Source organism: Costertonia aggregata (genome assembly GCF_013402795.1).
Classification (GTDB): domain Bacteria; phylum Bacteroidota; class Bacteroidia; order Flavobacteriales; family Flavobacteriaceae; genus Costertonia; species Costertonia aggregata.
This window is the reverse complement of the sequence record NZ_CP058595.1, coordinates 515,766-535,141: the sequence shown is the minus strand read 5'-3', so window position 1 is coordinate 535,141 and position 19,376 is coordinate 515,766. Positions and strand designations below refer to the sequence as shown.

The 19,376-nt window shown below is 39.5% G+C and carries 19 protein-coding genes and 5 tRNA genes; all 24 read left to right on the top strand.

Annotation, left to right across the window (positions count from 1 at the left end; genetic code table 11):
* Nucleotides 1-15 precede the first annotated feature (15 nt).
* The 24 genes from HYG79_RS02470 (at nt 16) to rpoB (ending at nt 19,347) form a co-directional block, all read left to right on the top strand.
* Nucleotides 16-1,206 carry a DUF1501 domain-containing protein gene (locus HYG79_RS02470; RefSeq protein WP_179240588.1) on the top strand — a complete coding sequence of 397 codons (1,191 nt, stop codon included), beginning with the start codon at nt 16-18 and terminating at the stop codon, nt 1,204-1,206.
* Nucleotides 1,207-1,248: 42 nt separating this feature from the next.
* Nucleotides 1,249-1,560 (top strand): rhodanese-like domain-containing protein, encoded by a 312-nt coding sequence (locus HYG79_RS02465; protein WP_179240587.1) that lies wholly within the window; start codon nt 1,249-1,251, stop codon nt 1,558-1,560.
* Nucleotides 1,561-1,708: 148 nt separating this feature from the next.
* Nucleotides 1,709-2,992: a DUF2851 family protein gene (locus tag HYG79_RS02460; RefSeq protein WP_179240586.1), complete on the top strand. Its 1,284-nt coding sequence runs from the start codon at nt 1,709-1,711 to the stop codon at nt 2,990-2,992.
* Nucleotides 2,993-3,001: 9 nt separating this feature from the next.
* On the top strand, nt 3,002-3,229 hold the full coding sequence (locus tag HYG79_RS18010) for a PspC domain-containing protein (protein ID WP_228027919.1): 228 nt from the start codon (nt 3,002-3,004) through the stop codon (nt 3,227-3,229).
* A 2-nt stretch (nt 3,230-3,231) separates the two neighbouring features.
* Complete coding sequence (locus HYG79_RS02455) at nt 3,232-4,239, top strand: potassium channel family protein (protein ID WP_179240585.1); 1,008 nt, start codon at nt 3,232-3,234, stop codon at nt 4,237-4,239.
* A 92-nt stretch (nt 4,240-4,331) separates the two neighbouring features.
* A complete protein-coding gene (locus tag HYG79_RS02450; protein ID WP_179240584.1) occupies nt 4,332-6,401 on the top strand; it encodes an amino acid carrier protein in 2,070 nt (689 codons plus the stop codon).
* Between the two features lie 13 nt (nt 6,402-6,414).
* Nucleotides 6,415-7,308, top strand: a complete 894-nt coding sequence (locus tag HYG79_RS02445) for a ComEA family DNA-binding protein (protein ID WP_179240583.1) — start codon at nt 6,415-6,417, stop codon at nt 7,306-7,308.
* Between the two features lie 4 nt (nt 7,309-7,312).
* Entirely contained in the window at nt 7,313-8,482 is a 1,170-nt protein-coding gene (locus tag HYG79_RS02440) for an acyl-CoA dehydrogenase family protein (protein ID WP_179240582.1), read from the top strand.
* A gap of 117 nt (nt 8,483-8,599) precedes the next feature.
* Nucleotides 8,600-8,794: a 30S ribosomal protein S21 gene (gene rpsU / locus HYG79_RS02435; RefSeq protein WP_179240581.1), complete on the top strand. Its 195-nt coding sequence runs from the start codon at nt 8,600-8,602 to the stop codon at nt 8,792-8,794.
* Nucleotides 8,795-8,895: 101 nt separating this feature from the next.
* A complete protein-coding gene (locus HYG79_RS02430) occupies nt 8,896-9,786 on the top strand; it encodes a tyrosine-type recombinase/integrase (RefSeq protein WP_179240580.1) in 891 nt (296 codons plus the stop codon).
* Between the two features lie 126 nt (nt 9,787-9,912).
* On the top strand, nt 9,913-10,215 hold the full coding sequence (hpf, locus tag HYG79_RS02425; protein WP_179240579.1) for a ribosome hibernation-promoting factor, HPF/YfiA family: 303 nt from the start codon (nt 9,913-9,915) through the stop codon (nt 10,213-10,215).
* A 100-nt stretch (nt 10,216-10,315) separates the two neighbouring features.
* Nucleotides 10,316-10,389, top strand: a tRNA-Thr gene (locus tag HYG79_RS02420).
* A gap of 68 nt (nt 10,390-10,457) precedes the next feature.
* A tRNA-Tyr gene (locus tag HYG79_RS02415) sits at nt 10,458-10,539 on the top strand.
* A 60-nt stretch (nt 10,540-10,599) separates the two neighbouring features.
* Nucleotides 10,600-10,672: transfer RNA gene (locus HYG79_RS02410), tRNA-Gly, on the top strand.
* A gap of 240 nt (nt 10,673-10,912) precedes the next feature.
* Nucleotides 10,913-10,984, top strand: a tRNA-Thr gene (locus HYG79_RS02405).
* A 53-nt stretch (nt 10,985-11,037) separates the two neighbouring features.
* Entirely contained in the window at nt 11,038-12,225 is a 1,188-nt protein-coding gene (gene tuf, locus HYG79_RS02400) for an elongation factor Tu (protein WP_179240578.1), read from the top strand.
* Nucleotides 12,226-12,300: 75 nt separating this feature from the next.
* Nucleotides 12,301-12,373 (top strand) — tRNA-Trp (locus tag HYG79_RS02395).
* A 101-nt stretch (nt 12,374-12,474) separates the two neighbouring features.
* Nucleotides 12,475-12,663, top strand: a complete 189-nt coding sequence (secE, locus tag HYG79_RS02390) for a preprotein translocase subunit SecE (RefSeq protein ID WP_179240577.1) — start codon at nt 12,475-12,477, stop codon at nt 12,661-12,663.
* A 10-nt stretch (nt 12,664-12,673) separates the two neighbouring features.
* Nucleotides 12,674-13,225: a transcription termination/antitermination protein NusG gene (gene nusG, locus HYG79_RS02385; protein ID WP_179240576.1), complete on the top strand. Its 552-nt coding sequence runs from the start codon at nt 12,674-12,676 to the stop codon at nt 13,223-13,225.
* A gap of 80 nt (nt 13,226-13,305) precedes the next feature.
* The gene (gene rplK, locus HYG79_RS02380) at nt 13,306-13,743 is read left to right on the top strand and encodes a 50S ribosomal protein L11 (RefSeq protein ID WP_179240575.1); all 438 of its coding nucleotides are present in this window, start codon (nt 13,306-13,308) and stop codon (nt 13,741-13,743) included.
* Between the two features lie 20 nt (nt 13,744-13,763).
* Nucleotides 13,764-14,453: a 50S ribosomal protein L1 gene (gene rplA, locus HYG79_RS02375; protein WP_179240574.1), complete on the top strand. Its 690-nt coding sequence runs from the start codon at nt 13,764-13,766 to the stop codon at nt 14,451-14,453.
* 2 nt (nt 14,454-14,455) lie between these two features.
* Entirely contained in the window at nt 14,456-14,971 is a 516-nt protein-coding gene (rplJ, locus tag HYG79_RS02370; RefSeq protein WP_179240573.1) for a 50S ribosomal protein L10, read from the top strand.
* Nucleotides 14,972-15,025: 54 nt separating this feature from the next.
* Entirely contained in the window at nt 15,026-15,406 is a 381-nt protein-coding gene (rplL, locus tag HYG79_RS02365; RefSeq protein WP_179240572.1) for a 50S ribosomal protein L7/L12, read from the top strand.
* Between the two features lie 131 nt (nt 15,407-15,537).
* Nucleotides 15,538-19,347, top strand: coding sequence for a DNA-directed RNA polymerase subunit beta (gene rpoB / locus HYG79_RS02360; protein ID WP_179240571.1), 3,810 nt, complete (start codon nt 15,538-15,540; stop codon nt 19,345-19,347).
* Nucleotides 19,348-19,376: the final 29 nt, after the last annotated feature.

Genomic DNA, 19,376 nt, shown 5'->3' with positions numbered 1-19,376 from the left:
TTAAATCTAAACGTCATGCAAAGAAGGGATTTTTTAAAGAACAGTGGTTTGGTCAGTGGTGCTTTGTTGGTACCCGGTTTTCTCAAAGCTTTTGATGGATTACCCTCACTGATAACTGGGAATAAGAAATTGGTAATCATACAATTATCCGGTGGTAACGACGGTCTCAATACTTTGGTGCAATACCATAACGATGTGTATTACAGGCAAAGGAATGCCATTGCTTTAAAAAAGAACAATTTGTTACATATTACTGACGAAATCGGGTTTCATGAAAGTTTGTCAAGTTTTAAATCCTTGTATGATGAAGGTTATGTTAGTATTATAAACAATGTTGGATATCCCAATCCAAGTCGTTCCCATTTTAGATCTACCGATATTTGGCATACTGCAAGCGATTCCAATGAATATTCGAAGACAGGCTGGGTGGGGCGTTATTTGGAACAAGTGTCCAAAAACCCACTAGGTGCCATCGAGGTAGATGACAGCTTATCACTTTTGATGAAAGGCAAAACCATAAACGGTATCGCCACAAAAGATGCCAAATTGTTTTACAAGACTGCCCGTGACCCGTACTTTTCCAAGGTTATTGATGAATATGAAAATACACATTTGAGCGAGCACAATTTGGGATATCTCTACAAAACGGTTATTGATGCCAAGTCATCAGCCAGCTATATTTATGAAAAAACAAAAACGTACAAAACCCGACAGGAATACCCGAAAAATAGTTTTGGTAAACAATTAGGAACAATATCGGAGTTTATAAACTCAGGTTTAAAAACACAAATTTTTTATGCCAGTTTGGGAGGTTTTGATACACATGCCAATCAATTAAATGCACAAAAACGACTTTTAAAGGCCTATTCTGAAGGTATAACCTCTTTTGTCAAAGATTTAAAGAGTACAGGAGCCTTAAAGGATACAGTTGTTTTGACTTTTTCGGAATTCGGGCGCCGTTTAAAGCAAAATGCTGCCAATGGTACTGATCACGGAGCGGCCAATCTAGTATTTTTGATGGGTGAAAATTTAAAACACCCTGGTATATACAATGCTCCGGCCAATTTGGTTGATTTGGATGCTAACGGTGATATTAAATATGAAGTCGATTTTAGGGATATTTATGCTTCGTTATTGCAAGAATGGTTGAAAACAGACCCTTCTCGAATCTTGAATGGAAGATATAAAACACTTGGCCTAGTGTAGTTTTGGATAATGCCTTATTTTTGAAATCAAAATATAGCAGAAATGGCAGATTTATCACAACAAGAATGGCAAGACCAATTAAAAAATGATTCAAATGCGGTCATTTTGGATGTTCGTACACCCGAAGAAGTTGAAGAAGGCTTTATCCCCAACTCAAAAAATATTGATATCTACTTGGGGCAGGATTTTATCAACGAACTTGAAAAATTGGACAAAAGCAAAAACTACTATGTATACTGCCGAAGCGGAAACCGAAGTGGCCAAGCCTGCACCATAATGAACAGTATTGGTTTTGATAACGCCTACAATCTCGAAGGGGGCTTTATGAATTGGGAAGGCGAGGTTGCTGAGTAGAGGTTAAGCAATTAACAGCTTAGGGATCAGATTCATTTCCCCTACTTTTCTAATATATTAAGTTGGGGATTCTTTTTTTCAATTTAAAATGTTCTTTGCAAACATTATTTTTAATCAAAAGAAACTAATCCAATAATCTATAAATACGTTGAAAGAAGACCTGCTTCATTTTATTTGGAAGTATAAAAAGCTTCCTTTGGAGAATCTGGTCACTTCAAAAAACGAACCTGTTCTTATTTCTAGGGTTGGCAGTCATAATCATGGATCGGGTCCGGATTTTTTTAATGCCAAGCTGCGGATCGGAAATCAATTATGGGCGGGCAATGTTGAAATCCATTTAAAGTCATCGGATTGGTATGCGCACCATCATGAGATCGATGCCAATTACGATAACGTAATACTTCATGTAGTTTGGGAAGATGATGCGATAGTATACCGCAAGGATAAAACCGTAATACCCACACTTGAGCTAAAAAACCACATCTCACAAAGGCTTTTAGAAGCTTATAAAGACTTATTCGATAAAAAAACCATACAATTCATCAATTGTGAAAAAGACATTGCACAAACGGATGCTCTCATTTTTCTTAATTGGCTAGATCGTCTCTACTTTGAACGTTTGGAACAAAAATCATTCCTTATAAATGGTTTTTTGAAGGCTACTCAAAACGATTGGGAAAAAACGTTGTTTTTGCTTCTGTTCAAAAATTTTGGGTCAAAAATTAACGGTGATTCTTTTTTGAGCATCGCAAAAGCAATAGATTTTTCTGTCGTACGAAAAACATGTCATAACTTGGTAAAGCTAGAATCTTTGTTTTTGGGTCAAGCGGGTTTACTGTCCAACGAGGATATCGTTGATATGTATTATATCGATCTGAAAAGAGAATATGGATATTTGAAGCATAAGTTTGGTCTGTCGAACGAAGGTATTGTACAGCCAGAATTCTTTAAATTACGCCCCTCGAATTTTCCTACGATCAGATTGTCGCAATTGGCTGCCATCTATAACGAACAGCAACAATTGTTCAATAAGTTAATGAATACCAATACTTTGGTTGAGGTTTATGATATATTTGATGTGTCGGCAAGTATGTACTGGGAAAATCATTACACGTTCGGTAAACAATCCAGAAAACGTGATAAAAAACTGTCCAAAAAATTTATTGACCTACTCGTAATCAATACTATCATTCCTCTCAAATTCTGTTATGCCAAACATTTGGGAAAGGATATACATGAAGAAATCATAGGAATCGTGACCCAATTAAAAGGGGAAGAGAATAGTGTTATTGAAAACTTTGAAAAACTCGATATCAAATTTGCAAGCGCAAAAGATAGTCAAGCGATTTTACAGTTGTTCAACGAATATTGTACAAAGAACAAATGTTTGCAATGTGCCGTGGGAAATAATTTATTGAACAGAAAAGTTTAATTTTAGGCCATGAAGTGGTTTTATCAGATTTTGTATTATTTTCAAAAAAGGGGCTTTGAGGTATGTCGGCGTATCGCCGAGCGTTTTGGGATAAGGGCCAGGGTAGTGCGAACCTCTTTTATTTACCTTACTTTCGTCACTTTGGGTTTTGGTTTTGCACTGTATTTGTTCGTTGCATTTTGGTTAAAAATTAAAGACCTTTTGTACACTAAACGCAGTTCGGTTTTTGATCTTTGATTATGATAAGACTCTTTCGTTCCAAAATATATATAGCGCTATTTTTGTTCATAGGGGTCTTGCTCTTTGGGGTTTTAGGGTATAGGTATATATCGGATTATTCTTGGATAGATGCCCTGTATATGACCATTATTACCATAGCAACGGTTGGTTTTCAAGAAGTAAGGCCGTTGGATACGCAATCCAAGATTTTTACGGTATTTTTAATCATACTCAGTGTGTTTATCGTTGCTTTCGCGTTATCGGTCATAACGGAATATGTTCTTAGTAGAAACTCATTACAATTATTAAAAAAGAAAAAGGTGAAAAATAAAATCAGCAAATTGTCCCATCATGTGATAGTGTGTGGTTTTGGAAGAAATGGGATGCAGGCCATTGAACGTTTAAGGGCATATCGAAAACCTTTTGTTGTGATAGAGAAGGATAGGGAAATTATAGAAAAGCACGAAAATGAAATCCTTTTTGTCGAGGGCGATGCCAATGATGATGAGGTTTTGAACGAGGCAGGAATCGATCGCGCCCAATATTTGATTACGGCTTTGCCGGATGATGCGACCAATCTTTTTGTGGTTTTGTCTTCAAGGCAATTGAACAAAAAATTGTTTATCATAAGTAGGGCGTCCCAAGTAACCTCCCAGAAAAAGTTATTGTTGGCCGGCGCTGACAAAGTTATTATGCCCGATAAGATTGGCGGGGACCACATGGCCTCTCTGGTGGTAATGCCCGATTTGATCACATTTATGGACAAGCTATCTATGGAAGGTGAGCATACGACCAATTTAGAGGAAGTGGCCATTGAGGATTTCGCCGATCAAGTAGATTGTAATTCTTTGCGTGACCTAGATCTGAGAAAAAAAACAGGATGCACCATAATAGGTTACATTGCTCCGGATGGAGAATATATCATAAATCCGGAAGCCGATTTGCAATTACAGCCCAATAGCAAGGTGATTGTTTTGGGAAGACCCGAACAAATTCGGAAATTGAACCAAATGTTTCATATTGACTAAAGTTAATTCAACGGTATTATTTGATTGGGTTCATATTTTTTATGATATTGCCGACATCAATTGTTAACCAACTAACTCCATAATAACTACACATGAAAAAATTACTTTATTTTTTTTCACTCCTTATTTGTTTTACAGCTACTTCCCAAGAGCTTGAGGTCAAAGGAAAAACATATAATCCCTCCTCAACCATAAATGATGGGGTCATCGAGTTGGAAGTAAACGGGGGAACACCTCCATATTCCTATAAATGGAGCAATCAAAATACGCCGCTTACATCAAAAAGGTCATCAGGTCTTGTCGAGGGGGTTTCTTACAATGTAGTGGTGACCGATGCCAATGGCGAAACGGTCACTAAGGTTTTTACGGTTGAGACAGAAGCAATAACCGAAGTTTTCAACGGTGCCATGACACCTGCGGTAAGTGCTCTGGGTTCAGTACTCTTTTGGGACCCTTTTGCGGCTTTGGGTATATATGACCCGGTTGCCTACGCCGATTTGAAGCGCATCCCCATTCCCAACTGGTCTCCAGATGTGGATAATAAGTATGTATTGAAAAAATGGTTGAAGCCCGAAGGAGCAAAAGTTAAAAAAGGTGAGGCCGTTGCCATTATTTCAAAAGATAATGGTGCGGACCAAACCATAATGTCTAACGCTACGGGCGCATTAAAGCACCTGACTGCGGAAGGGAAGGTTATATATAATTCCGATAATCAAGAACATATAATAGAACAAGGTGCACATTTTTTTGCTGAGGTACGTTATGACGAGCCATTGGTCATCACCCATCCAAACGGTGATCCGGTTACAAAGGGTATCCCGTTCATAGTCATTTGGTTGGTATTGGGGGCAACGTTTTTTACGATAAGGATGGGCTTTATAAATATCCGTGGATTTAGACACTCTTTGGATTTGGCCAAAGGAAAGTATGATGATCCTGATGCACCGGGGCAAGTAACCCACTTTCAGGCATTGGCTACGGCTGTATCGGGTACGGTAGGTCTCGGCAATATAGCAGGGGTGGCGGTAGCAGTATCTCTAGGTGGTGCAGGTGCGACTTTTTGGATGATAGTCTGCGGATTGCTGGGTATGTCCTCAAAATTTGTGGAATGTACACTTGGGGTCAAATACAGGGATATCCTACCAGATGGTAGGGTTTTTGGTGGCCCCATGAATTACCTGCGATACGGTCTTGAGAAGAGAAATATGAAAGGTATTGGTAAAGTTCTTGCCGGCTTGTTCGCGGTATTGGCGGTCGGGGCTTCATTTGGTGGGGGCAATATGTTTCAGGCCAACCAATCCTTTGAACAACTGGCGGGTCAGTTTCCGGTCTTGGCTGGCAACGGTTTTTGGTTCGGTATTGTAACGGCCATTTTGGTAGGTGTCGTAATCATTGGCGGTATCAACAGTATTGCAAATGTTACGGGACGTATAGTACCTGTAATGGCATCTATTTATATCATTGCCGCTTTAGCGGTAATCATAATGAACATACAAAATATTGGTCCTGCTTTTTCAGCTATTATTGATGGGGCATTTAGTCCATCTGCTTTGAAAGGCGGTATTATCGGTGTTTTGGTGGTCGGTTTTCAACGGGCAGCCTTTTCCAATGAAGCTGGTGTGGGTTCTGCGGCCATAGCCCATAGTACGGCAAAGACTAACCATCCGCCTTCCGAAGGTTTTGTGGCACTTTTGGAGCCTTTTATTGACACGGTCGTGGTATGTACGCTCACGGCATTGGTATTGATATTTACAGGAATGCACGAAGTAGAAGGTATGGCCGGAGCACAATTGACTTCTGATGCATTTGGCAGCCAAATTTCCTGGTTTCCTTATGTTTTGGCTTTGGCGGTTTTCCTTTTTGCTTTCTCTACCATGATATCCTGGTCTTACTACGGTATGAGGGCTTGGACCTATTTATTCGGAAAAAGCAAAAAAACCGAATTTGTATATAAAATGTTCTTTTTGGTTTTCGTAGTGGTTGGAGCATCAGTGAGTTTGGGTGCCGTACTCGACTTTTCCGATATGATGATTTTGGCGATGTCTTTTCCCAATATTATAGGGCTTTACATCATGTCTGGCGAAGTCAAAAAAGACCTTGGCGAATATTTACGAAAACTAAAGGCCAATCAGCTATTCAAAAAGCAAAAGGTCGTGGAATAGTCATTAAAGTAATATGAAAAATTTTAAATCCCACTTTAAGTTCAATACACAGGAACGAAGTGGGATTTTCTTTTTGTTGCTGATTATCGTATTTCTTCAAACGTGCTACTTTCTTTATAATTCCCTTTCCCCCAAATTATCTGCACCTTCTTTTTCGTTGGATAAAGAGACACAAACTACGATCGATGCCTTAAAACAAATCGCCTTGGAAGAGGATTCGGTTAGGATATACCCATTTAATCCAAATTTTATTTCTGATTATAAGGGATACACCATGGGTTTGTCGCCAAAGGAAATAGACAGATTGCATAGCTATAGAGAGCAGGGCAAATATGTGAACTCTCCAAAAGAATTTCAAGATATCACTTTAGTGTCCGATTCGCTATTGGCCATTATTTCCCCATATTTTAAATTTCCGGAGTGGACGCAAAACAACAGAAAGACCGCATATGAAAATAGTAATGTTGAAACCAAACTCGATAAAAAGGAAAACTCTAATATCAAAATTAAAGATTTGAATTCGGTTACTGCCGAAGAATTAAAGCTTGTCAATGGTATAGGGGAGAAGCTATCGGCGAGAATCATCAAATTTAGGGATAGGTTGGGCGGTTTTTTGATTGATGAACAATTGTACGATGTTTATGGGCTAGAGCCGGAGGTAGTCGAAGGGACATTAAAATACTTTAAGGTGTTGAACGCACCGGAAATAGAAAAAATATATATTGATACAGCAACGGTCGAGGAACTCTCAAAATTAGTATATCTTCAAAAATGGGTGGCTGAGAGCATAGTAAATTACAGGAATCTCAACGGAAGTATAACATCCTTTGACGAATTATCAAAAATTGAAGGATTTCCTTCGGAGCGAATTGATAGAATTGCATTATATTTGTCGTTAAAAAAATAACGCTATGCAAAGCATGTACTTCACCGAAGAACATCAACTCTTCAGACAAAGCTTAAAAGACTTTTTACATAAGGAAGTAGTTCCCCATATTGAAAAATGGGAAGCGACCGGAACCATAGATAAGTTTATCTGGGAAAAATTTGGTGAGATGGGGTACTTTGGTCTGGCTACCCCTGAGGAAAATGGGGGGCTTGGGCTAGACTTGTTCTACACGGTCATCCTTTTGGAAGAGCTTCAAAAAATCAATTCGGGGGGCTTTGCGGCCGCTATTTGGGCACATGTGTACCTAGCCATGACCCATTTGAACAAAAATGGTAACGATGGCCAAAAAGAGAAATATCTTTCTCCCAGTATTAATGGTGAAAAAATAGGCTGCTTGGGCGTGACCGAGCCATTTGGAGGTAGTGATGTTGCCGGAATGAGAACTACCGCTACAAAGCAGGGCGATTCCTACATCATTAACGGGTCCAAAACGTTTATAACGAATGGTGTTTACGCAGACTACATCATCTTGGCAGCCAAGACCGATGCTTCCAAGGGTAATAAAGGTATAAGTATTTTTATCGTTGATTTAAAAAGTGAGGGGGTTACCGCCAACAAATTGAACAAGTTGGGTTGGCGAGCATCGGATACTGCTGAACTTGCATTTGACAATGTAAAAGTACCGGCTTCAAACTTGATGGGCGAAGAGGGTAAAGGATTTACCTTTATCATGGAAGCTTTTGCCCTTGAACGTTTGATAATGGGCGTCAATGCTCATGCGAGAGCTGAATATGCTTTGGATTATGCCTTGCAGTATATGTCCGAGAGGGAGACATTTGGAAAAACCATAAATCAATATCAAGCTCTGCGTCACAGGTTGGTAGATTTATATGCCGATATGGATATGTGTAGACAGTACAATTATTCCGTGGTCTACAAAATGGACAAAGGGGAATATGTGGTAAAAGAGGCCACTATTTCTAAGCTAAAGTCTACAAAAATGGCTGATGAAGTAGCGTACGATTGTCTTCAATTTTTAGGCGGCTATGGCTATATTGAAGATTATCCCATGGCGAGATTATTGCGCGATAGTAGATTGGGCCCCATTGGCGGTGGTACGTCAGAAATTTTAAGAGAGATTATAGCCAAAATCGTTATAGATAAAAAAGAATATAAAGCGCCCAAAGAGTAAAAGGGCATCTTCGCCCGGTTAGGTTCAGAACAAATTAATTTTGACATAATAGGTTGTAGTTATAAATTAGTTTTTATATTTGCAGCCTTAATCATTAAAGAAAGGAGGTTGTAGCCAATGTTAATAATACCAGTAAAAGAAGGAGAAAATATCGATAGAGCTTTAAAGCGCTTCAAACGTAAGTTTGATAGGACAGGTACAATGCGACAGTTGCGTAAAAGGCAACAGTTCACAAAACCTTCAGTAGAACGTAGAGCCCAAATTCAAAAAGCACAATATATTCAAGGCTTAAGAGACCAAGAAGAGATATAGTTTTTTGATATTGAAAATATACCAATCCCGTTTCGATATGTATCGAAACGGGATTTTTTGTTATTTATGAACTGCACCCTAAACTTTAGTAACTTTGTCATATGTCTTTAAAAGCTTTCATATCATACCTTTCGCTTGAAAAAAACTACTCGCCACATACGGTAAAGGCTTACAGGAAAGATATTGAAGCGTTTTCCAGATATTGTCGCGACGAGCATCAAATAAACGACATAGAAGCTATTGCCTATACCTTTATAAGGGGTTGGGTGGTATCGTTGGTTGAAAAGGGGGTAGCCAATCGTTCTATAAATCGAAAAATAGCTTCCTTAAAGGCGTATTACAAGTTTCTCTTGCGGGTAGGTGCTGTAACCGTAAACCCCTTGGCCAAGCACAAAGCTTTGAAAACATCACGAAAAATCGAGGTTCCTTTTTCGGAAAAAGAAATGGAAGAGGTGTTGCTCAAGATTCCTTTTGAAGATGATTTTGAAGGAATGCGGGACAAATTGATTATTGAGCTTATGTACACTACGGGAATGCGAAGGGCCGAGTTAATTGCACTTGGTATGAACAATGTTGATTTGTCCAAAGGTAGCCTAAAGGTTCTGGGCAAGCGAAATAAAGAACGTATCATACCCATCTTGCCATCTACCCGAAAACTTTTTTTGTCGTATTTTAAAAAAAGGAGCACACTTGATTTTATTGAAGATGCTGCTTTTGTTTTTTTGTCAAAGTCCGGCAATAAAATATATGAAACACTTGTATATAGAATAATAAATAAGTATTTTAGTTTGGTATCAACCAAGGTTAAGCAAAGTCCTCATATACTAAGGCATACGTTTGCCACGCACCTACTGAACAAAGGTGCGGATTTAAACTCTGTCAAAGAACTTTTGGGGCATTCTAGTTTGGCCTCGACACAGGTATATACGCATAATAGTATAGCTGAGCTTAAAAAAATACACTCATCAGCTCATCCCAGGAGCAAACAATAGTGAATGTATTTGTAATAAATGTATACTTCTAAATTGTAAAAACAAGCTATGGTAAAACCTTGATTCAATACCTAGGATATTTTCAACTCGTAACTCACCTAATTATTAACTATAAAAACAACACAGATGAAAGTAAATGCACAATCTGTAAATTTTAATGCCGATCCAGAATTAATCGGTTTTGTACAAAGCAGGATGGATAAATTGGAATTGTACTACGATAAGGTAATAAGTTCCGATGTATATATGAAGGTGGAAAATACAAGTTCCAAGGAAAATAAAATAGTAGAGGTCAAAGTGCACGTGCCCAAAAATAAATTCATCGTAAAAAAACAATGTAAATCTTTTGAAGAAGCCATTGATTCTGCATGTAGTTCATTAGAAAGAAGGTTGGTAAAAAGGAAAGAAAAATTAAGGTTGCATACCTGATCAAAATTTTTCGAAAAATGTTTTGATTAAATAAAAATATATATACATTTGCAGTCCGTTAGAAATAGCGGGCTTTTTTATGCAAAAAAAACATCAAAAAGCCGATGTAGCTCAGCTGGCTAGAGCAGCTGATTTGTAATCAGCAGGTCGTGGGTTCGAGTCCCTCCATCGGCTCGTAAGTTCTGAAAATATTAGGTTTTCTCAACTACGATTAAATTAAAAGTTCTTTAAATCAATGGTATGGGGAGATACTCAAGCGGCCAACGAGGGCAGACTGTAAATCTGCTGACTACGTCTTCGCAGGTTCGAATCCTGCTCTCCCCACAAAAAAATGTTCATTTTAATGGTGTTTTTATATGCACCATGAAAAATTGAAATAAAATTGCGGGAGTAGCTCAGTTGGTAGAGCGTCAGCCTTCCAAGCTGAATGTCGCCGGTTCGAACCCGGTCTCCCGCTCTAAGAGCATTCGTCAAAATCGAAGTGCGTGTTTTTTAAGACACACCTATTGGGTTTTGGAAATGTTGGGGTGAGGGACTTGTTCTGATTGAAGCATGAGGTAAATAGGGTTCCCACTCAAAACAAATTGGTATGAGTCCGTTGCGTTTATTCCAATTTATGTTGGCGATATCTCATTCCTGCAAAGACAGGAATCTCTTTCGGTAATAAGTTTGCCGAAGGGTAGGTTCAACACTTTACGCCGGTGTAGCTCAGGGGTAGAGCGTTTCCTTGGTAAGGAAGAGGTCACGAGTTCAAATCTCGTCATTGGCTCATAGAAAATATAATTTGTACACTAATATAAACTAAGATTAAAATTTTTTAAAATGGCAAAGGAAACTTTCGATCGTTCCAAACCGCACTTAAATATAGGTACCATTGGACACGTGGATCACGGTAAAACTACATTGACTGCTGCAATTACTGAAGTATTGGCAAACGCAGGGCTTTCAGAAAAGAGAAGTTTCGATTCTATCGACAACGCTCCTGAGGAAAAAGAAAGAGGTATTACGATCAATACGTCACACGTAGAATATCAAACCGCCAACCGTCACTACGCACACGTAGATTGTCCTGGTCACGCGGATTATGTAAAGAACATGGTAACCGGTGCAGCTCAAATGGACGGTGCTATTCTTGTTGTTGCCGCAACAGATGGTCCTATGCCTCAAACGCGTGAGCACATCTTGTTGGGACGTCAAGTAGGTATTCCAAGAATCGTGGTTTTCTTGAACAAGGTCGATATGGTCGATGATGAAGAGCTTTTGGAACTCGTTGAAATGGAAGTACGTGAATTGCTTTCTTTCTACGAATATGATGGTGATAATGGTCCTGTTATATCTGGTTCTGCGCTAGGAGCTTTGAACGGTGAGCAAAAATGGGTCGACACGGTAATGGAATTAATGACTGCAGTTGATGAGTGGATCGAGCTTCCAAAGAGAGATGTTGATAAGGATTTCTTAATGCCAGTTGAAGATGTATTTACAATCACTGGTCGTGGTACCGTTGCAACAGGTAGGATAGAAACAGGTATCGCCAACACTGGGGATGCTGTTGATATCATTGGTATGGGTGCTGAAAAATTGGCATCTACGATCACTGGTGTTGAAATGTTCCGCAAGATATTGGATAGAGGTGAAGCTGGTGATAACGTTGGTATCTTGTTGAGAGGTATTGAAAAATCACAGATTAGCCGCGGAATGGTAATCTGTAAGCCAGGTTCTGTTAAACCACATGCCAAATTTGAAGCTGAGGTATATATCCTTAAAAAAGAAGAAGGTGGTCGTCACACACCTTTCCATAATAACTACCGTCCGCAGTTCTACGTAAGAACTACTGATGTTACAGGTAACATAGCGCTTCCAAGTGGAGTTGAAATGGTTATGCCTGGTGATAACTTGACTATTACCGTAGAGTTGATTCAGCCAATCGCATTGAGCGTAGGTTTGCGTTTTGCTATCCGTGAAGGTGGTAGAACTGTTGGTGCAGGTCAGGTTACCAAGATTTTAGATTAATAATCTTACGGTATTAAAATAGTGTTACATCAAAAGGGTGTCCCGTTTTCGGGATACCTTTCGGTGTAATTACGAACGGGTGTAGCTCAGTTGGTAGAGCACTGGTCTCCAAAACCAGGTGTCGGGAGTTCGAGTCTCTCCTCCCGTGCTGAAATTGTGGAAAGTAATGTTAACAGTATTTCATTAAAACGCACAGAATTCGAAATTGACATTTTAAATAAATCGTCTACACAGTAAACAAGTTGAAGAATGATAACATACATTAAAGAATCTATTGATGAGTTAAGGAATAACGTTACGCTGCCAACCAGGTCGGAATCCTCTAATCTAATGGTAATCGTAGCCGTTTTTTCAATTTTGTTCGCATTGGCAACTTGGGGCGTAGATAGTGTTTTCAGTAAGTTGATACAATTGTATTTTGATAAAGTTTTAAATTAAGCCAAGCCCTATGTCAGAAGTATTGGAAAAGAAATGGTATGTGGTAAGAGCTGTAAGTGGTCAAGAAAATAAAATCAAAGGCTATATAGAAAGTGAAGTAGAGCGCCACGGTTTTTCGGACTATTTGGAAGATGTTTTGGTTCCGACCGAAAAAGTCATTCAAATTAGAAATGGAAAAAAAATCAACAAGGAGCGTACATATTTTCCCGGTTATATCATGGTAAAAGCCAATCTGGGAGGAGAAATGGTACATATAATCCGTTCTATCACTAATGTTATCGGTTTTTTGGGTGAAACTAAAGGAGGAGACCCTGTTCCGCTTAGGAAATCAGAAGTAAACAGAATGTTAGGTAAGGTTGATGAATTGGCGGTAAACACCGATGCTGTTGCAATTCCTTTCGTTCTTGGTGAGACTGTTAAAGTTATTGATGGTCCTTTTAACGGTTTCAACGGTACAGTCGAAAAAATCAATGAAGAAAAGCGTAAGCTTGAGGTTATGGTAAAGATTTTTGGTAGAAAAACACCATTGGAGCTGAGCTATATGCAAGTAGAAAAAGTATAAAAAAAAGTATAAAAATAATTGTTACATATATTTTAGAGTTGTGTTGCTTCCAAGAACACGCTTAAATTTAATTTTAAACAATGGCAAAAGAAATAGGTAAAGTAGTTAAACTACAAGTTAGGGGAGGTGCAGCGAATCCGTCGCCACCGGTTGGACCCGCCTTAGGTGCTGCCGGTGTTAACATCATGGAGTTCTGTAAGCAGTTCAATGCGCGTACACAGGACAAACAAGGCAAAGTTTTGCCGGTCGTTATCACCGTTTACAAAGACAAGTCTTTCGACTTTGTTGTAAAAACACCACCAGCGGCAGTTCAATTGATGGAAGCGGCTAAGATTAAAAAAGGATCTGGCGAACCTAACCGAGTTAAATCAGGTAATGTTACTTGGGACCAAGTCAAGGCGATAGCCGAGGACAAAATGGTAGACCTAAATGCGTTCACTGTAGAATCGGCCATGAGCATGGTTGCAGGAACGGCTAGGTCTATGGGTCTTAAAGTTGCAGGTAAAAGACCTTTTTAAAATCTTAAAAGCAATTCAGAATGGCAAAATTGACAAAAAAGCAAAAAGAAGCTTATGCTAAGATAGATAAGAGTAAACTCTATTCTGTTGACGAGGCTTCAGCTTTGGTAAAAGAGATAACCAATACAAAATTCGATGCATCTATAGATTTGGCAGTTCGTCTAGGGGTCGATCCCAGAAAAGCCAATCAAATGGTTCGTGGTGTGGTCACACTTCCTCACGGTACAGGTAAAGATGTTAAGGTTTTGGCTTTGGTAACACCCGATAAAGAGGCAGAGGCTACTGAAGCTGGTGCCGATTATGTAGGGTTAGACGAGTATTTGGATAAAATCAAAGGTGGTTGGACAGATGTTGACGTAATCATCACTATGCCAAGTGTTATGGGAAAACTGGGGCCTTTAGGGCGAGTTTTGGGGCCAAGAGGGCTTATGCCCAATCCTAAAACGGGAACAGTAACTATGGATGTGGCGAAAGCGGTATCTGAAGTTAAGGCCGGTAAAATCGATTTTAAAGTTGACAAATCGGGTATTGTACACGCAGCCGTAGGAAAAGCTTCTTTTTCTGCCGATAAAATTGCGGGCAACGCCAAAGAGTTATTGGATACTTTAATGAAGTTGAAACCTGCCGCCGCCAAGGGTATTTATATGAAGAGTATATACATGTCAAGTACCATGAGCCCAAGTGTTCAATTAGATCCTAAAGCAGTTTAATTATGACAAGAGAAGAAAAAGCAATAGCTATAAAGGATATAACTGCTCAATTGGCGGATAGCTCTACCATTTATCTGGCAGATATTTCCGACTTGGATGCAGGCACTACCTCAGATTTGAGAAGGGCCTGTTTTAAGGCAAATATTAAATTATCCGTAGTTAAGAATACCTTGCTTGCAAAGGCAATGGAAACTTCTGAGAAAGATTTTGGCGAACTTCCAGAAGTATTGAAGGGGAATACATCCCTTATGTTGTCCGAAACGGGCAATGCACCTGCCAAATTAATAAAGGCGTTCAGAAAAAAATCTGAAAAGCCGTTATTGAAAGGAGCATTCGTTGAAGAGGCAATTTATATTGGAGATGAGAATTTAGATACCTTGGTAAGTATTAAGTCCAAAGAAGAAATGATTGGCGAGATTATTGGATTGTTGCAATCCCCCGCCAAGAATGTTATTTCTGGCTTGAAATCCGGTGGCGGAAAACTTGCAGGTATCCTTAAGACCTTGTCGGAAAGATAAACGTACGCACTAAAAACAATTATATTTTTAAAAATTTTATTAAACGATAGAAAAATGGCAGATTTAAAAGATTTCGCAGAACAGTTGGTTAACTTGACCGTAAAAGAGGTAAACGAGTTGGCCGATATTTTAAAAGAAGAGTATGGCATCGAGCCTGCTGCTGCAGCTGTAGCTGTTGCCGCTGGTGGTGGAGCCGCTGAAGGTGGTGAAGCTGCTGAGGAGCAGACAGAATTCGATGTGATTTTGAAAGCGGCCGGTGGTTCTAAATTAGCAGTTGTTAAATTGGTTAAAGAATTGACCGGTTTAGGATTAAAAGATGCTAAGGATATCGTTGATAGCGCACCAAAAGCCGTTAAAGAAGGTGTTTCTAAAGACGAAGCAGAAGGAATCAAAAAATCATTGGAAGAAGCAGGAGCAGAAGTTGAGCTTAAATAATTGCTACTACCATAAGGTTTCTGGTTTAGGTCTTTTCGCTTTTTGCGGCTAGACCTAAACCCTTTTTAGATAGTATACTAAGTCGTATACAGCCCAGAGTTAATATTCACGTTCAAAAATTTTGTCCATAGATGTTCACAAACACTACTGAAAGAATAAGTTTTGCATCCGCTAAGAACATCCCGAACTATCCGGATTTCTTGGACATTCAGATTAAATCATTTCAAGATTTTTTTCAACTTGAAACAAAATCTGACGAAAGGGGCAATGAAGGTCTTTATAATACCTTCATGGAAAACTTCCCGATTACCGACACACGAAACCAATTTGTATTGGAGTTTTTGGATTACTTTATTGATCCGCCAAGATATTCCATACAAGAATGTATAGAAAGAGGTCTTACCTATAGTGTTCCGCTAAAAGCTAGGTTAAAACTATATTGTACAGATCCGGAACACGAGGATTTTGAAACCATCGTACAGGATGTTTATTTGGGTACCATTCCTTACATGACGCCTAGCGGTACTTTTGTCATCAACGGAGCAGAGCGTGTTGTTGTGTCGCAATTGCACCGTTCACCTGGCGTATTTTTTGGACAGTCGTTCCACGCAAACGGCACAAAACTATATTCAGCAAGGGTAATTCCGTTCAAAGGGTCTTGGATAGAATTTGCCACAGATATCAACGCTGTCATGTATGCCTACATTGACAGAAAGAAAAAATTACCGGTTACCACGCTTTTCAGGGCTATCGGTTTTGAAAGGGATAAGGATATTTTAGAGATTTTTGACCTTTCTGAAGAGGTGAAGGTTTCCAAAGCCGGACTCAAAAAAGTATTGGGCCGTAAATTAGCGGCCAGGGTTTTGAACACATGGCACGAGGACTTTGTTGATGAGGATACGGGTGAAGTGGTTTCTATCGAGAGAAACGAGATCGTTTTAGATCGTGACACCGTTCTCGAAAAAGAGCATATAGACGAAATCTTGGACATAGACGTTAAAACTATCCTCTTGCACAAAGAGAATAATGCGCAGTCCGATTATGCTATCATTCATAATACCCTGCAAAAAGACCCTACCAATTCTGAAAAAGAAGCGGTAGAACATATTTACAGACAACTACGTAATGCCGAGCCGCCAGATGAGGAAACTGCACGCGGTATCATAGATAAATTGTTCTTTTCTGACCAACGTTACAATTTAGGTGAGGTTGGGCGTTATAGGATGAATAAAAAATTACAGTTGGATATCGGGATGGACAAGCAGGTCTTGACCAAAGAGGATATCATAACAATCATCAAGTATTTGATAGAGCTTATTAACTCCAAAGCAGAGATTGATGATATTGACCACCTTTCCAACCGTCGTGTAAGAACGGTAGGCGAGCAATTGTCATCTCAGTTCGGTGTTGGTCTGGCCCGTATGGCAAGAACTATTCGAGAGCGTATGAACGTTAGGGATAATGAAGTGTTTACCCCTATTGATTTGATCAATGCGAAGACCTTATCTTCCGTAATCAACTCGTTCTTTGGTACGAACCAACTGTCGCAGTTTATGGATCAGACAAATCCATTGGCAGAAATAACGCATAAGCGTAGGTTGTCAGCATTGGGGCCTGGTGGGCTTTCACGCGAAAGAGCTGGTTTTGAGGTGCGAGATGTTCATTACACACACTATGGTAGACTTTGTCCTATTGAAACCCCAGAGGGACCAAACATTGGTTTGATTTCTTCACCTTCAGTATTCGCCAAAGTAAATCCAATGGGCTTCTTGGAAACCCCTTATCGCAAGGTTGATAATGGCAAAGTAAATACCAAGGAGTACGTTTACTTAAGTGCCGAGGAAGAGGAAGGGATGAAAATTTCGCAAGCGAATATTCCTCTTAAGGAAAATGGACAAATAGATACAGAAAAGGTAATCGCTAGGGAAGAAGGTGATTTTCCGGTAGTGGATCCGGGTGAAATCAATTATACTGATGTAGCACCTAATCAAATTGCATCAATCAGTGCGTCTTTGATTCCGTTCTTGGAGCATGATGATGCGAATAGGGCCTTAATGGGGTCAAACATGATGCGACAAGCGGTTCCTTTATTGAGACCGCAATCCCCCATTGTTGGTACTGGTTTGGAAAGACAAGTAGCTTCCGACTCCAGGGTATTGATAAATGCGGAAGGCGACGGTACCATTGAATATGTTGATGCCAGTAAGATTACCATTAAATATAAACGGACCGATGAAGAGAAATTGGTAAGTTTTGAAGAAGATTCCAAAACGTACAATCTCGTTAAGTTCCGTAAAACAAATCAAGGTACAAGTATCAACCTAAAACCCATTGTTCAAAAAGGTGATAAGGTAAAAAAAGGCCAAGTGCTTTGTGAAGGTTATGCTACTGAAAAAGGAGAGTTGGCCTTAGGTAGAAACCTTCAAGTGGCATTTATGCCTTGGAAAGGATATAACTTTGAGGATGCCATCGTGATTTCTGAAAAAGTAGTCCGTGAGGATATATTCACATCAATACATATTGATGAATATTCTTTGGAAGTGAGAGACACTAAATTAGGAGCGGAAGAGTTGACCAACGACATACCAAACGTATCAGAAGAGGCTACCAAAGACTTGGATGAGCATGGCATGATTCGTATTGGTGCCGAAGTAAAACCGGGCGATATACTTATTGGTAAGATTACGCCAAAAGGGGAATCCGATCCTACTCCAGAAGAAAAATTACTTCGTGCCATTTTTGGTGATAAAGCAGGTGATGTAAAAGATGCCTCATTAAAAGCTTCTCCATCACTCAGAGGTGTAGTAATCGATAAAAAGCTATTCTCTCGTTCTATCAAAGACAAGCGTAAACGTTCTGAGGATAAAGATGCCATCAATAAACTGGAGCTGGAATATGAGGTAAAGTTTCAGGAATTAAAAGATGTTCTAGTAGAAAAACTATTCACTCTCATCAATGGTAAAACATCACAAGGCGTATTGAACGATCTAGGGGAAGAGGTTCTTCCTAAAGGAAAAAAATACACCATGAAAATGTTGAACGCTGTTGACGACTTTGCGCATTTGGTAGGTGGTAGCTGGACAACGGATAAAGACACCAATACCATGGTGGCCGATTTGTTGCACAATTACAAAATCAAATTGAACGACCTTCAAGGTAACTTGAGAAGGGATAAGTTCACAATTTCCGTTGGTGATGAATTACCTGCAGGTATCATGAAATTGGCCAAGGTATATGTTGCCAAAAAACGTAAACTCAAAGTCGGTGATAAAATGGCAGGTCGTCACGGTAACAAGGGTATTGTTGCACGAATAGTCCGTCAAGAGGATATGCCTTTCTTGGAAGATGGGACACCTGTAGATATCGTCTTGAATCCGTTAGGTGTACCTTCCCGTATGAACATTGGTCAAATTTATGAAACCGTTTTGGGTTGGGCAGGTCTTAAATTAGGGAAAAAGTACGGTACTCCAATTTTTGACGGTGCTACTTTAGATGAGATAAATGCTTACACTGACGAGGCCGGTATACCTAGATTTGGTCATACATATCTATATGATGGTGGTACAGGTCAACGTTTTGACCAGCCTGCAACGGTAGGTGTGATCTACATGTTAAAATTGGGGCATATGGTAGATGATAAGATGCACGCCCGTTCAATAGGCCCTTACTCCTTGATTACGCAACAACCTCTGGGTGGTAAAGCTCAATTTGGTGGTCAGCGTTTCGGAGAGATGGAAGTTTGGGCACTAGAGGCATATGGGGCATCTGCTACGTTACGCGAAATCCTTACGGTCAAATCCGATGATGTGATCGGTAGAGCTAAAACATATGAAAGTATCGTTAAAGGTGAGACCATGCCAGAACCTGGTTTACCAGAATCTTTCAATGTACTAATGCACGAACTTAAAGGTTTAGGTTTGGATATTAGGCTGGAAGAATAATAAGAACATTATAATTTAATTTACTATCA